Below are 14,315 nucleotides of genomic sequence, written 5' to 3'. Positions count from 1 at the left end.
AGTTAAAGAAGTTTGCTATTTTCTAATAAAGAAGCAATAGAGAGAAGATATTTATCTTCTCTATATCTACAAATTAAATGAAGACCCACATGAACTATTGAAGAATCTAAAGTAGATTTGAAATTTAATCAAGGTATTGAGATTGCCGGTAAACCTCCAAAATTAGCTAATAAAACTAAAGATTGAAAAGAATCTTTAATGTAAGCATTAGAATATTTAGAAATTAATGGAGCTATATCTTCTGTGGTTGGAGAAATTAAAATTTCTCCATTTTCTAATAATTTATTTAAATATTTTCTTCAAAGAGTAATAACTTTTCTAGCTTTTACATAAATATTTAAATAATTATCTCTATATAAAAAGAAAAAACCTAATAGATGTCTAATCTTTACTTCGCTACCCATTTCAGCTCTAACTTTTTCGGAAGAAGATATATATTCTTGTTTCACTTTTAATTGAGTTAGCCTACTATTTTCTTTTGCTTCAACTTCAGAAGTATTTTCAAATTCATCTAATTTAATTCAAGGAGTAACTATACTATTTAAAGATAAATAATGAGTTACTAATTCACTATATGCAACTATTTTGTATATAAGTTCAGTTAAATCAAGTGGAGGTCATTTCAAGGATGAAATAATTATGTTCGCTTCAAGCTCATATTTCAATCTAAGAAGTAATTTTCCGAAGTGATTTCTAATTTTTTTTTCTCTTCTATTTAAAAATCTTTCTCCAGTTTGATAAGTTTCTTTAATAACCACAAATCTATATTTTTTTGACACCAAAGGAGTAGAAAAATCTTTTTCTGGACTTTTATTCAAGGGATAATATTTTTTCTTTTTGGTTTTTAAAGTAGTTAAATCTGCTGGATCTGGGGCAGAAATAATACTTAATACTCTAGCAATAATAGAAATTGAGCAGGATAAAATTGAAGGAGTATCTATTAGAGTACAAAGAGGTAAAATTCCCTCTCTAGAAATTAATCCGAAGGAAGGTTTAAATCCATATATTGAGTTATATGAAGCTGGCACTCTGGCAGAACCGCCAGTATCAGTTACTATCGCAAAATCAATAAAATTTCTAGCTAATAAATGAGCTGATCCGGAGCTAGATCCGCCTACAACTCTCCTAGGAGAGCGAAAATTATGAACAATGCCTTCATTACAGAATATTCCAGCAGAGCCCATTCCAAATTCATCTAAAGAAGAAGTGAATAAATGCAATGCCTTTGTTTTAGATAGTAGTTTGTATATTGTTGAGGAAATTGGAGGATAATGGGATATTAAAGAATTAGAAGATCCCGTAGAATTTTTATTCTCTATATAAATTGAATTTTTTAGAGAATATCTCAAGTTCTTTAAAGAAGTGGAATTAGTATTAAAAAGAGTAGCAAAATATCTTGATCATTTAGTCTTTTTTAAAACTTTTGTAACTTTCTCCTCTCAATTCTCTTCAACTACAATTACTGATTTAGGAATTAAATACAGTAATTTTCAGTCATATCCATAAAGGATATGCTTAAGTTTTTTTCTTTTTTCTCTATTAATTGTTTCTTTTAAGTGTTTTGTCTTTCCTATTTAAAAGTTTTTAAAATTACTTTTTTCCATTTTTATTGAATTTAGAATAAAATTCTTCTATTTCTTTTAAAGTCAAACTTTCATGAGCTCTAAAATCTTCAGCAACATCATCATTTAATGGCATATTCATTACTTTCATTAAATCCTCTTTCATAGATTCAATTAATTCTAAAGCACGATCAATTTCTTCTTCACTAGCCGAAAGTAAAAGTGAATCAGAACCTTTTTTCAAAATCTCCCTAATCTTCGAGGAATCTAAAAAAAAGGGGGATTCTTTCCCCCCTTCCTTAGACAAACTAATACATTAACTAAAAATTAAAAGAAAATATATCCTTTTCTTCTCCAGAAACAAATTCCTTAAGTTTTTTAGAAGCTTCAAACTTTGGAACTTCTTTAGCGGGAATATCTATTTTCTGCTTGGTTAAGGGATTTATACCAGTTCTAGCGCTTCTTTTAATAATTTTAAAAGCACCCATTTCTAACAAAGGAACTCTTGCATTTCCATCTTTTTTTAATTCACCTAATATTATTTGTTGATATTCCCTAAGAACGCCGGTAACATTATTAGCTGTACATCCAGTTTTATCAGAAATCGCTTTTATTAATTCCTTTTTAGTCAATTTATTATTAACTATTTATCATCTCCTTTAACTTTTTGTGCGGAAATAGAAGCTATCTTAGCAATATCTTTTAGCTTTTTAGAAGCCACAAATTTCGGAACATTAGAAGCGGGAATAATCATAGGTTGCTTAGTAAACAAATTCATACCTTTTCTTTCAGATCTTCTAGCAATCTTGATCTTTCCAAGATCAAAAAAACTAAATTCTCCATCGCCCTTTATGCATTCGATAGATGCGCTATGATATTCATTAAGTACTTTTTCAACTTCTTCTCTCTTAAGGCCAGAAGCCTTTGAAATTCTATTTAAAATATCTGATTTGTTCATTACTGAAATTATTTTAACACAAATAAAAAATTCACTAACTTTTTTTGTAATAAATTTTTAGCGGTGAATATATCAAATTAAAGTAATTTCGAAATTGTGTTTCAACTAATCTCATTTGCTGTGTAGTTAAATTACTTGGATTTGAACATTGAATTAAAAAAGTAGGAATAGAAGACTTTATTTGGGAGATATTATCTAAGGTAATGTTCTTTTTTGATCCCAGTAAAAGTAAATTAACTCTACCCAAAAAACTAGTCAATTTAGGTTTAGAAAATAATCTTGAAATTTCTTCCTTAATTAAAGAAAGCGCTTTAAAAATATTTTCCAACTTTTTGGAATATTTAGCACTAATAAATACTATTGGAGCTCAAGAGAGATAATAAAATCTTTTTCTTAATTCTTCTTCAATTTGTTTTTCTCTATTAAACGAAGAATATTCAAGTAAATCGCTTTTATTAGCGACAATCATTACTGGAAGATTTGAATCAAAAATTTCTTTAGCAACTTTATCATCCAAATAATTTAATGGTTGCGATAAATCAATAACAAAAAGAAGAATATTAGCGAATTTAATAGCTTTTTTAGATCTAACTCAACAAAGATGATCCAATTCTTCATTTCTAACTCCTTCTTTTCTCATTTTTTTTCAACCTGGACTATCTATTAATAAATAAGTATCCCCTTGATAATTAATACTGTATTCAACTAAGTCTACAGTAGTCCCTTCTATTGGCGAAACTAATACTGCATTATCAGACAACAAAGCATTCACTAATGAAGATTTTCCAACATTAACTCTTCCAATAATTCCTAATCTAAATTCCTGCTCTTTTTCCTCCTCTTCTATTTCTTTTGCAGTTTTCTTCCCCTCTAAAAAACTGCAGATTTTATCTATTAATTCATAAATGTTGATATCATGCTCCGCAGATATTAATATCGGCTTCCCGAAACCTAATGAATTAGCATGTTCTTCCCACCTCCCATCTTGTTTTTGCGAATCAACTTTATTAGCAGTTAAAATAACAGGGCAACAAGTAGTTTTATGAATTAATTTAGAAATTTTTCATTCAATTGATCTAATTCCTTCAACTTTGGAAAATAAAAAAATAATTAAAGAAGCTTCCTTTAATTGTTTAATTAATAATTGATTAATTTCGCTTTGAAAATTAGGGCTTAATTCTTCTGAATAGCCTCCGCTGTCAATTAATATAGCTTCGTGAGAACCTTTAAGATTAACTCTTCGCATAATTAAATCTCTTGTAATTGATTTTCTATTCAAAACAATAGAATGTTTATCTCCAACTAGTCTATTAAATAATTGAGATTTGCCGACATTAGTTGCCCCAACAATTAGAATCTTTGGCAAAGAATTTTCTCTTCTTTTTAGCATGTTGTAAAAATCTTGACAGTAAAATTTTTTAAATTTTCAGGGGAAAGGAAGCCCCTAAAGATTACTTTTCCAGAATTTCTTCCTTAAGCTCCAAATATCTTTCTAATTGGGAAATTAATTTTCCTCTATATTTTTCTAATCTTTCTGATCTATCTCAACTAAAACTTAATTGTCAAGAATAAAAAGTAGCTATAAAAGCAAAATCAATTAAGATTTTTAAATCCAAATTCAACAATTGCGCAAGTAATTCAATTTTGTCTAAAGTCAATTGACTTTCTTTTATAAAATTTCCATATTCCCAATAAATAGTATTAATTCTTGCTCATTCATAATCGATGAGAATTAACTCATTTTCTCCATTTTCTTTAATTGAATGAATTAAATTTTTAAGACTGATATCATTGTGAGTTAATACTTTAGGTAAATTTTTATGTTTGTCTATTAATTCTTTATAAATAGGAAAATATTCTTGATATTCCATTCTATCTTTATCTATTTTGGAATAAAAATCAAAATGTTTATGTTCTTCAATATCTACCAATTTTTCTTTGGGTACGGAATGATATTTATTTCCCAACTCAATTACTTTTAAAAGAATTTCTTCATCAATAAATCTCACTTTAAGCTGATCTCCCTCCACTCATTCATAAATGGCATTTCCTGTAGTCTTGTCATAAGCCAATAAATAAGGATCTTCTATTAATTTCAAGATTGCTAACTCATTTTCTCTAGAAATCAAATGATTATTTTCAGCAATTCTCACTTTAAAAGCTCTACCATCTAATAAAACTATTTTGAATATTTGATTAGAAAAGCCAACAAGAATTTTTTTGAAACTACGTATTTGTGATCTATATTTAGGAAAATGGTCTAAAAAGAATTTTTTTGCTACCTCCTTAGCCATTTTGTTTCTCTATTTTTTGACATTCTTTAACTAATAACTCACACAAATTATTAGAAGAAATTAATCATCCGGAGCTTACATGATATCTCAAAATTTCTGAAGAAGGAGAATTAGAAATCTTAACTTTAACTTCGCCTTGTTTTATTCTTTCAATTACTGAAGAATATCTCTTATTAATTTGCATTAATCCATCTTTTAACATGACAGTAATTGAATAAGCATCAACAGTTAAAAATGTATCAGTAGGCCCAACTATTCTAACTCTTAAAGGTTGTTCAGGGTCCATTAAAGGCATCATTTTAAATCTTTTATGCTTAGGAGGCTTCATTTTAAAAAAGCATTTTTATTAAAATTTTAAGCTTTAAAATTATCTTTTTCTACTTTCAAACGTAATATTTGCAAACTATTTTGAAAAACTATTTTTTTTACATCTTTTAAAGGCAAATTTTTTCATTCTGAGATCAAACTTAAGAGTGGCCTACAGATTGATTGATTTTGAGATAAGAAGGGAGAATCACTTTCTACTAATATTTTTTTAAGATCAATTCATTTAATTAATGTTTTGAATTTAGAAAAATTCCTAAATACTAAAGGAGAAAAAGAAATAAATCATTCTCCTTTTAATCTCAAAAATTGTTGCATTTCCTTTAAAGAGCCATCAAAAGAATGAATTATTCCTCTTAAATTAGGATATTCAAATAATATTTCTAAAGCTTTAGTATAGGCATCGCGCAAATGCAATACTAAAGGCAAACTATATTTAATAGATAATTTGATTTGTTCTCTTAATCAAAGCTCTTGCAAATCTCAATCTTTTTCTTCTTTTGTTTTATAAAAATCTAGGCCGCATTCTCCGATTGCAACAATTTTTCCTTTATTTTCTTCAATTAATTTTTCAAGTTCTTCAATAATTTCGTCCTTTTTATTAAAAGAGGGTAGATATAAAGGATGAAGACCTATTGTTGCAAAAACCTGAGAGAATTGTTTAGTTTGTTTTATTACTATTCTTGATTCTTCAAGACTAGTAGCTACATTTAAATAAAAGAAAGAAGCTTCAAATGAAATTCATTGCTTTAGTTCTAAATCATTGTCAATAGAACTTAAATGAATATGAGTTTCAAAAATTCTATTTTCTCCCATTATTTAAAAAAATTAATAAATTTTAACTTATATTAATTATTTAAATATCTCAAAAAATTACAACTACTATCCTTTACATCTCCATAAGTCCTTTAATTCTATTTCTAGAATTATGCCCTATCTATCATTAATAATTCTTTTAATCGATAGTAGGGTCTCAGAAATGGAAAAAATATATCTTGCTGAAATTCAAAAAAGATGACCTAAAAAGCATATATTACCTATTTATACTAAAGCCGATTTAGCTTTAGAAAAAAAAGAAAAAAATTCTTTCAACTTACTTCAACCTAGCTCTAGAAGAAAAATTATTAAGTTAATTCTTAATGAAATAAATCATGCAGAATTAAGAAATGAAGAAAAAACTAATTCTGCAATAATCATGGGAGGAGCTAATAGTGGAAAATCTAGCTTTATTAATTTATTAGTAGGAAAGAAAAAAGTTAAAAAATCTCCTGAACCTGGAACTACTAGAACTTTGTCTAGACATAAAATTCCTTCTACTAATTTAATAATTTATGATAGTCCAGGAATTTTTCCATCCAATTTAAGAAAAGAATTAAAAATATTATTTCAACTTTTAAATTTTCTCCCCTCAACTTCCGATTCTAAAGAAAATTGCTCTGAATGAGCTTTTGAATATCTTGCGAAAAATTATCCCGAAAAAATAAAATTTTTAATTTCAACTTATAAAAATGAAGAAAATATTTTTAATTATGAATTTTTTATAAAAAAATTGGCTCAAAAATATAAATTTTTAGAAAAAAAAGGAGAATTGTCTTTATTTAGAGCTGAACAAAAATTTATTGAATTAATTAGAAAAGGTCAAATAGGAAAAATTTCCTGAAAAATTTAAAGTTTTATATTAAAAATTTAATTGAGATTAATGAAAAAAATAATAAATAATAAATCTTCTGAGCATGTTAGAGGGAAAAATCATTTCTTTAGTTTAAAAATTGCTGAAAAAAGTATGTATCAAAGTTTGACTTTTTGCTACAAAAAGTATTTTTATAAAGCTAATTCTGCTTTCCAAAAATACCATGAAAGAATTCTAGCTGTTTCTCTTTTTTTACTAACTACTTCTTCTTTTCTATATAAAAAGGAAGAAGAGAAAAAATGTACTTTTCATTGAAGAAACTATATTAGAACTTTTTCTAAATGCGATATCATCGATTTTTTATATTGTTCCATTATTTATCTTCTTGAGCATGAAGAATTAGAGAAAGAGGATAAAAAATTAATTGAAGAATATTTACCAGATAATTTACCTACTTTTGGTGATGCCTATTGATTTTTAGTGCTTAAAAAAAATAAAAATCAAAATGATCTTCATTTATTGGGAATAAGCTTAGATAAATATTTAGTACTTATTTCTCTAGCTATTAAATTATCTGAGATTATTAGATATGAAATTTCAAAAAACTATTCAAAAGTATTAGATTTGATTGAAATTTCAGATATTTGAAAAGAAAAAATGAGAGAAATATTTGGAGTTAAATCTGAATATATTGCTTTTCTTTATTTTGTAAATTTAAGAAGAAAGAATAAAAAATGTTTTCAAAATTGTTTGATTAAATTTTTTTGTTGATTCTCTTTTATTCTCTGAAGATAATTAGTTAATATGGCCTCTTCAAATAAAAAAGTAAATTCAAGAGCTAGAGCTAGGAAGAAAGAGCTTACAAAAGAAAAGTTTAGATATGAATTGCGGAGAAGAGTTAAAAAAGGTATTAAAAAGCAAATAAATAATTTATTTTCTTTGGAAAATGGAGCTTCTTATGCTCTTTCTGTAGATGAACTTCAAGAAAAGAAAAAAGCTTTATCGTCTCTTTACAAAACTTTGGATAGTAAAGAAAGTAAAGGTTTAATTACTAAAGGTAGAGCAAATAGACTTAAATCCAAATGTACTATTAAGTTCAATCAATTGTTCTTAAATCAGGACAAAATTAAAAAAGAAAATAAATCTGAAAAAGCTTAAAAAATTTAATTAATTAAAAAAGGGAGGATGTTTCCTCCCTTTACAAGTCATGGCAATCTCGCTTCAAGTCTTTTTGTTCCGATACTGGGAGTTGGAACAGTCATTCTAGCTTTTTGATTTATTTCGAAGAAAAAAGAAGGTAAAGAAGGGAAAAAAAGTAATAAAAATGATCTTTGATATTTAGTTAAGGAATATTTAAAAGTAACTAATAGACAAGGTTATAGGATAGTTGATTTAACTTTCTATACAAGAGCAAATAATATTGCTCTATTAAGAGATCAAATCGCAGAAAATAAAGAATTTTTAGAAAAACAAAAAGAATCATTCGTTTCCGGAAAAAAAAGAAGTAAAACTGAAAAAATCAAAAAAAAACTCATAAAAAAAATACCTTTTATTAAAAAATCAATGAACTTTCCAAAACAAGAAGAATATCACAAAAAAATGGAACTCTATACCTTAAATATCATTGCAAAAAAATATTCGTATTTTCAAAATCTATTAAATGAATATGAAAAATATTCTAAACAAAAGCCTTTTCAAGAATTGACTAAAAAGAAATTAATAGGAGAAGCTTTAGCAAAAATATCTAAAAATAAAAAAATGAATTCTCGAAATAGATATTTAGTTTGCTTCAAAACTATTAATAAATATGAAAAAATTTCCGATTGAGAGGCAATAGAAATTGAATTATTTAAAAATCCTAAACCCAAAAGTAAAGAAAAATTCAAAGTATGTTTTACAGCTGCTATTGATTATTCAAAAGAATTACATTGAATTTTCGCTGAACAACAAAAATATTTAAAGAATAAAGAAGAGAATTTCAAATATATTGAAAAACAAATTAAAAAAGATGAAAAGAGAAAAAAACTAAATAATAAATTATCTTTTTATTTATCAATTCCTAAAAAAATTGGCTCACAATTAAAGAAAAAAATCAAAAACAACTAATTTAAAACTTCTGAAAACTTTATTGTCACTTCCTAAAAATTTAAAAAATGTTTTCACTTTAAATTACTCTAACTTTAAGTCTTCATATGAAAGACCTATTGAATTTTCTTTTTTAAATGAGCTAGAAATAAAACGCATCATCGAAAAAGAAGATTGCAATAACAATATAAATTTTTTAGGAATAAATTTCACTCAAAATGAGTGAAAATGAACTATTATGAAAAAAATAAATAAAAATATTGAATCTATGCTCTATGATGCTTTCCTAAACAAATTAATAGAAATTTTGCATTTAAATTTCGAAAATATTTATTTTTTCGATGGTGATTTAAACAAATGAGAAGCTTTGAAAAAAAATATAGAAGCAAAAAAATTAGCTTTAATTTATAATCCTAAAATTCAGTTGCAACTAAAAAATTTTGAATTACCTATTGAATTGACCCCTGGAGCTTTACTTTATTACAAAAACAAATTTTCTTGTTTTTTATTTTCTTATTCTCTTAGGCCCGCAAATATCTTTTTAGCTGAATTTACTTTTTACTATTATTGATTAACTAATTTTTTACACCTTGATATTCAAGATTTAGTTATTTTTTGGAAGCCCTTTAAAGAAGAGGAAATTGTAACTTATTCTTTTACACTGCCTATAGTTAAAACCCTTAATAAAAAATCCCCTTGTAAAAGAATTTCCATTTTTAAAGCTTTAGGTTTAAATAATCCCAGTTATGAAAATTCTTGATTTTCAAGATTTTTAACAAGAGAAGAATATTTTGAGCACCATAAAACAACAAATTCATTGACAGAACTAGAAATCGAAAAATGCAAAAAAAGCTGCGATCTTTTAAGTTCAGAAATAATTAACAAAATGTTAAAAATGCAAAATATTGCTAAAATTTTAATTTCTTTATTGCCTGAAAATTACATTACTTCAGAATGATTTAAAAAAATAAATTGAACTAAATTAATTTCTTTAGATTCTCTTAAAGAGAGTAGAGACGAAAGAGAAAAATTCTCTTTCTTTGCAACAGATACTCCAACTTATAGAGAAGCTCTTTCTTTTTTATTACCTAACTATTCTCTATTAACTTCTCCTATAATTCCAATTCAAAAATCTTTAGTTTTGAGTAAATTATTTAAATCAAATGAATTACAAAAGAATTTAAATGGTAATTCTTTTGATTATTTTCTTTCTTACCATTTCTTTAAAAAAATTTTTGAAGGAAAAAAACTTTCTTCTAGCTCTATTTTCTCCCAAGAAGGAAAAAAAAGATTAAAAAATCAAATTCTATCTATGACATGAAAAGTTTACTATGATTTTGAATCTTACCTAGAAATGTTGACTCAAACATCGCTTCAAGTCTTTAAGGAAAAAGAGCTAATTATAAAAAAAGATTTAATTTTTGATCCTGAAACTTCTTCAAATATTTTTGAAGAGAAATGTATTCTTGAATTAGCTCAACCAATAATCGAATCGATTGGCTTACAAGAATTAGAAGAAAAAAATTACGAAAGTTTATATCAAAAAGTTTCAAAAAAAATAGTGTATATAGCTTTTAATAAAACTTTCGAAACTCAATGACTTAAAAAACTTTCAGATAGAATGGACATCTTCTCGAAAAAAACAAGTTCTATTCTTGCTTTATTAATTAAAGACTTAACAATTGATTTATGTGATTGATTTATCTTTTCTAAAAATAAATCACTAAATTTAATAGGTGAGCTCCAAGGAACTCACAGTTTAAAAAGACTTTCTACAAAAGTACTAAAAAATATGAAACAATATTCTTCTTTGGAGCATGTACAAGAAGGTAGAGGCGCTCAATTTGTTTTTTTATATTATTTTTTCATTTTTAAATATCAAGGATTTTCTAAAGATTTATCCAATGAATCTTTATCTCCTAAATATTGAATAAAAGATTATTCAGATAGATTAAAAAAGATTTGAAATAATATTCAAACTTATTTAACAGAATATTGCTCTTTAGATGTTCAGGCAATGGTTTGAGCTGTAAATTGATTAAATGAGAATTATGAAAAAGAAAAATTAGTTTCACAAGAGCTAATACTTAATTTCATTACTTGAATAAAATCCAAAAATAACTTAGAAATGAAAAATTTAATTATTGATTTTTTAAAAACTCCCTATTCTAGGGAATTCCCTTAAATTTAAGGGTTATACAAATTTAATACCAATATCCCGAAAGGCTACTGCATGAGACGCTCAAGCAGCAATTCCTACAAAAAATAAAGTAACTGATATTCCATCAAATCTATCTCAAAAACCTCCTATTTTAGTTCCAAAAAGTCTTCCAAAATTTTTATAACCTAAAAGTCTTTTAGACACTCCAAAAGTATTTTCCCCTATATGGGAAACTAAAGAAATAAAAATTATTCCCACTAACATATATATTCAAAAACCAAATCTACAATGACACCCAAACATTCCTGTTCCGAAAAATTCAGATCTAAAAATTGAAACAGATGAAAAAGAAAACACTACAGTGGAAATAAGGGTTGATCATCCAAATCCTTCAACAGATTTAAAAATACTAAATTTAGAGAATTGATTTTTTCCAAATTGTCTCCCAAAGAGAAAGGCTAAAGTGCTATTAGAAAAAACTACCAATATTGTTATTACAAGAACTCAAATAGGAAGGAAAAAAGAAAGAAGGAAAAAAGAAGATCATCCTAAGTAGTGTCATCTTAGAAGTTTTGAGAATACTTTTTCATCAATTTTTGATGGAGTACTAATGAAATCGAAAGTGGGAACTAAAAATTTATGGAAAAATTTAGAAGCAACTATATTCCCAATAAGAAAATACAATTGAAAAGCTAAATAATGAGTAGAGCTTTCAATCTTAAATTGATTCTTAGCTGTATCATTTGATTCCGCAGAATTAATAAATAATTTATTTAAAAAAGTGAAAAACAATGGCCCTATGGCCATTGTAGTGAAAATTAATTGGTATTTTTTTGATTTATGAAAATTAGCTGGATTAACAATAGTAGTAAAAATTTCACCTACACTTTTATAAATGAAAAATATAGAAGGGACAATAATTAATATTCTTCCCGTTCATTCTACTGATAGTGTTTGTCATGTATTTTCTGCAAAATTTTTAAGTAATTCGCCAATCTTAAAAAATTGATCCTGATCATTGTTTGTTTTTGCCATCGCCAAAGATGAAATATTTGCCAAAGACAATAAAAGACAAAACAATATAAAACAAATAAAAAAATGAAAACTGTGTTTTAACCTTTGAGTTTTCTCCTGATTCGATGACCAGAGAGAAAACAATTAAATTAATTTACATACATGAACTAAAAATACTAAAGAGTTCTCAACTCTTTTTCTTTTTTATTTCAACTTTCATCTAATTCAAGAACATATTTAGAAATTTCTTTATCTAATTGTTCTTTATAAGAATGTTTTTGATTTTCAGATTGCAAATTATTTTTCAAATATTTTTGTAATTCTTTTCTTTTATTTCTTAAAGCTATTTTGGCATCTTCAACTATTTGCTTACCATATTTTATTTTTTCTTCTCTAATTTCTTGAGTAGGTTCAGGAATAGAACATTTAAGCTCATTTTCCTTTATATTTATTGTTAAGTTTGGTTTAGCTTTTTTAATAGCTTTTTCTATCTCATGGAATAACTTTTGAGAAGGTATATAAGGCTTAATGCTCAATAATCTAGCTTTCTCTAAATTAACTAAAGCCAATTCAGATAAAGGCAGTAGATTACCTTCAAATTCTATTTGAAGCGAATAAAAATGTGTTGGATTCAATCTAGAAATGGCAAATTCTTCTAATTTTTCATGCATTCTCTTTTTAATATATTCAAAATCAGTTTTTAATTCAGCAGATCAATCTTTTAGTGGGGGAGCCTCAACTTTATTATCTTTCAAGTTTTAAAAAATTTCAGAAAGTTCAATCTCACCTGAAAGACTTTTCACAAAAGAATTTTCTATTTCTTGATTAAAAATTAATAAATGTAATTTATTTTCTTTAGCGAGATTTAAAGCAGCATGATCTAATACTTTTATATTTTCTGAAATAACTCTATCATAACTTAATTTTTCATAAAAAATAGCATCTTCATAAATATTCGGATCCTTATTATATACTCCAGCGACTCCTTCTTTTCCAATTAATATTTTTTTAGCTCCTATTTCAATTCCTCTAATGATAGCCGCGCTATCAGTACTAAATTGAGGCTCTCCTAATCCCCCGCCAAATATAACTACTTTTCCGGAAGATAAATCTTCTTCAACCGAGGAAAGAGAATGATATTTAACCACTCTATCAACATTTAAAGCTGAATAACAACTAGCTTTAACTCCACTTTTTTCTAAAGCTACTTTAAAAACAAAGCAATTCATAATAGTAGCTAACATACCAATATAATCCCCTTCAACAGGGGACAATAAATTAAGCTTTTCCTCTTTTCCTCTTCAAATATTTCCCCCTCCAATAACTATTCCTATCTCATATAAAAAACTTAGTTCTTTGATTTGGGAAGCTAAAGAAAGTAATTTTTCTTCACTATATAAATCTAAATTCCCTTTTAAAGCTCCCCCACTTAATTTAATAAGAATTCTTTCTTTTTTATTAATGTTCATTATTCTCTTTAAAGTTACTTAAAAAATTGAAGTTTAATTTTTTAGAAAAAATATTAGAAAGAACTTTACTTCCTTCTTTATTCAAGAAATAGAAAAATCTTTCTAGCATTATTAAAGAAATTAAATTAGAAGTTCCTATTTCTAAAGAATGGGGAAATTCTTTAATAAAAAATTGATTATTATATCCTATTTTTTTTACGGCATTACTTCCTAAAAAAATAGGAGATATCAAATTTTCTTTTCTAAATCAAAAGAAATGAGTTCCATATTCTTGAAATAAAACTGAAGGATCAAAAGAAATAAAAGATATTTCTTTTAAAATTTCTTTGTTTTCAAAAAAATCATAAAAAAAATTATTTAAAGACAAATAAGAATAAAAAGGAGATAAACTCTCCTTCTTTAATTCTCTAATTATTCTGAATAAATGCTTATCAAAAAAAGATAATTTAGAAATCCAAACTAAAATCTTCTTTCCTTCAAATTTAAATTTATCTTTCTTTTGTAGCTCATCAAGATTGTATATCTTATTAACTTTTTCAAACTCTGAATTAGTTGGTTCATTAGTAAAAACAATTCAATTTTTATCTAGCTTTAAAAAATTGAAAATTAAGTTTTCGATATAGTATTGATTATGTTGAAAAGTTAAAAAATGAGAGTCTAAAAGATTTAAAGAGGAAGAAGCAGATTTTCTTAAAGTTTCAACTTTTTGAAGATACTCAATTGAACTTGAATGAGTCTTATTTTGAGTATTTCCAGAAAATTCACTTAAATAATTTTTAATTACTTCTTCAGGGGAAAAGAATTTATAACAGAACAAA

Annotated in this window: 18 protein-coding genes; 6 read left to right on the top strand and 12 right to left on the bottom strand. The window is 25.7% G+C overall.

Features of this window, described 5'->3' with window-relative positions; translation table 4 throughout:
* Positions 1 to 2: 2 nt before the first annotated feature.
* Positions 3 to 1,349 (bottom strand): amidase family protein, encoded by a 1,347-nt coding sequence (locus PRV_RS01245; protein ID WP_022769555.1) that lies wholly within the window; start codon positions 1,347 to 1,349, stop codon positions 3 to 5.
* A gap of 13 nt (positions 1,350 to 1,362) precedes the next feature.
* On the opposite strand from PRV_RS01245, the gene PRV_RS03110 reads away from it, so the two are divergent.
* Positions 1,363 to 1,506 carry a hypothetical protein gene (locus PRV_RS03110; RefSeq protein ID WP_022769552.1) on the top strand — a complete coding sequence of 48 codons (144 nt, stop codon included), beginning with the start codon at positions 1,363 to 1,365 and terminating at the stop codon, positions 1,504 to 1,506.
* An 84-nt stretch (positions 1,507 to 1,590) separates the two neighbouring features.
* On the opposite strand, the gene PRV_RS01240 is transcribed toward PRV_RS03110, so the two are convergent.
* The 7 genes from PRV_RS01240 to PRV_RS01210 form a co-directional block, all read right to left on the bottom strand.
* The gene (locus tag PRV_RS01240; protein ID WP_236608075.1) at positions 1,591 to 1,806 is read right to left on the bottom strand and encodes a hypothetical protein; all 216 of its coding nucleotides are present in this window, start codon (positions 1,804 to 1,806) and stop codon (positions 1,591 to 1,593) included.
* 76 nt (positions 1,807 to 1,882) lie between these two features.
* The gene (locus tag PRV_RS01235) at positions 1,883 to 2,194 is read right to left on the bottom strand and encodes an HU family DNA-binding protein (protein WP_022769544.1); all 312 of its coding nucleotides are present in this window, start codon (positions 2,192 to 2,194) and stop codon (positions 1,883 to 1,885) included.
* A gap of 11 nt (positions 2,195 to 2,205) precedes the next feature.
* A complete protein-coding gene (locus tag PRV_RS01230; RefSeq protein WP_022769541.1) occupies positions 2,206 to 2,520 on the bottom strand; it encodes an HU family DNA-binding protein in 315 nt (104 codons plus the stop codon).
* Positions 2,521 to 2,554: 34 nt separating this feature from the next.
* Complete coding sequence (der, locus tag PRV_RS01225; protein WP_022769537.1) at positions 2,555 to 3,910, bottom strand: ribosome biogenesis GTPase Der; 1,356 nt, start codon at positions 3,908 to 3,910, stop codon at positions 2,555 to 2,557.
* A 61-nt stretch (positions 3,911 to 3,971) separates the two neighbouring features.
* Complete coding sequence (locus PRV_RS01220; RefSeq protein WP_022769533.1) at positions 3,972 to 4,814, bottom strand: phosphotransferase; 843 nt, start codon at positions 4,812 to 4,814, stop codon at positions 3,972 to 3,974.
* Complete coding sequence (locus PRV_RS01215) at positions 4,807 to 5,142, bottom strand: hypothetical protein (protein ID WP_022769529.1); 336 nt, start codon at positions 5,140 to 5,142, stop codon at positions 4,807 to 4,809. Before PRV_RS01215 ends, PRV_RS01220 begins: the two co-directional genes overlap by 8 nt.
* Before the next feature lie 26 nt (positions 5,143 to 5,168).
* On the bottom strand, positions 5,169 to 5,954 hold the full coding sequence (locus PRV_RS01210; RefSeq protein WP_022769526.1) for a TatD family hydrolase: 786 nt from the start codon (positions 5,952 to 5,954) through the stop codon (positions 5,169 to 5,171).
* Between the two features lie 163 nt (positions 5,955 to 6,117).
* On the opposite strand from PRV_RS01210, the gene PRV_RS01205 reads away from it, so the two are divergent.
* Genes PRV_RS01205 through PRV_RS01185 form a run of 5 tightly spaced genes read left to right on the top strand, consistent with a single transcriptional unit; the run spans position 6,118 to position 11,038 of the window.
* A complete protein-coding gene (locus tag PRV_RS01205) occupies positions 6,118 to 6,807 on the top strand; it encodes a GTPase (protein ID WP_022769522.1) in 690 nt (229 codons plus the stop codon).
* A 30-nt stretch (positions 6,808 to 6,837) separates the two neighbouring features.
* Entirely contained in the window at positions 6,838 to 7,563 is a 726-nt protein-coding gene (locus PRV_RS01200; protein WP_022769518.1) for a hypothetical protein, read from the top strand.
* A gap of 9 nt (positions 7,564 to 7,572) precedes the next feature.
* On the top strand, positions 7,573 to 7,926 hold the full coding sequence (gene rpsT / locus PRV_RS01195) for a 30S ribosomal protein S20 (RefSeq protein ID WP_022769514.1): 354 nt from the start codon (positions 7,573 to 7,575) through the stop codon (positions 7,924 to 7,926).
* Positions 7,927 to 7,953: 27 nt separating this feature from the next.
* Positions 7,954 to 8,874, top strand: coding sequence for a hypothetical protein (locus PRV_RS01190; protein WP_022769510.1), 921 nt, complete (start codon positions 7,954 to 7,956; stop codon positions 8,872 to 8,874).
* Between the two features lie 22 nt (positions 8,875 to 8,896).
* Complete coding sequence (locus tag PRV_RS01185) at positions 8,897 to 11,038, top strand: DUF2779 domain-containing protein (RefSeq protein WP_022769507.1); 2,142 nt, start codon at positions 8,897 to 8,899, stop codon at positions 11,036 to 11,038.
* A gap of 9 nt (positions 11,039 to 11,047) precedes the next feature.
* On the opposite strand, the gene PRV_RS01180 is transcribed toward PRV_RS01185, so the two are convergent.
* From PRV_RS01180 to PRV_RS01165, 4 genes are all read right to left on the bottom strand, one after another.
* Positions 11,048 to 12,094 (bottom strand): diacylglycerol/polyprenol kinase family protein, encoded by a 1,047-nt coding sequence (locus PRV_RS01180; protein WP_236608074.1) that lies wholly within the window; start codon positions 12,092 to 12,094, stop codon positions 11,048 to 11,050.
* A 110-nt stretch (positions 12,095 to 12,204) separates the two neighbouring features.
* Positions 12,205 to 12,783 carry a ribosome-recycling factor gene (locus PRV_RS01175; RefSeq protein ID WP_022769499.1) on the bottom strand — a complete coding sequence of 193 codons (579 nt, stop codon included), beginning with the start codon at positions 12,781 to 12,783 and terminating at the stop codon, positions 12,205 to 12,207.
* A gap of 3 nt (positions 12,784 to 12,786) precedes the next feature.
* Positions 12,787 to 13,497 carry an amino acid kinase family protein gene (locus PRV_RS01170; protein WP_022769495.1) on the bottom strand — a complete coding sequence of 237 codons (711 nt, stop codon included), beginning with the start codon at positions 13,495 to 13,497 and terminating at the stop codon, positions 12,787 to 12,789.
* Positions 13,487 to 14,314, bottom strand: coding sequence for a hypothetical protein (locus PRV_RS01165; RefSeq protein ID WP_022769491.1), 828 nt, complete (start codon positions 14,312 to 14,314; stop codon positions 13,487 to 13,489). The genes PRV_RS01170 and PRV_RS01165 overlap by 11 nt, the downstream gene beginning before the upstream one ends.
* Between the last annotated feature and the right edge of the window lies 1 nt (position 14,315).

The sequence above is a fragment of the Mycoplasma parvum str. Indiana genome, assembly GCF_000477415.1.
GTDB classification, from domain to species: Bacteria; Bacillota_I; Bacilli_A; order Mycoplasmatales; family Mycoplasmoidaceae; genus Eperythrozoon_A; species Eperythrozoon_A parvum.
The sequence above is the reverse complement of the archived record's forward strand: the minus strand, read 5'-3'. Positions and strand labels throughout refer to the sequence as shown.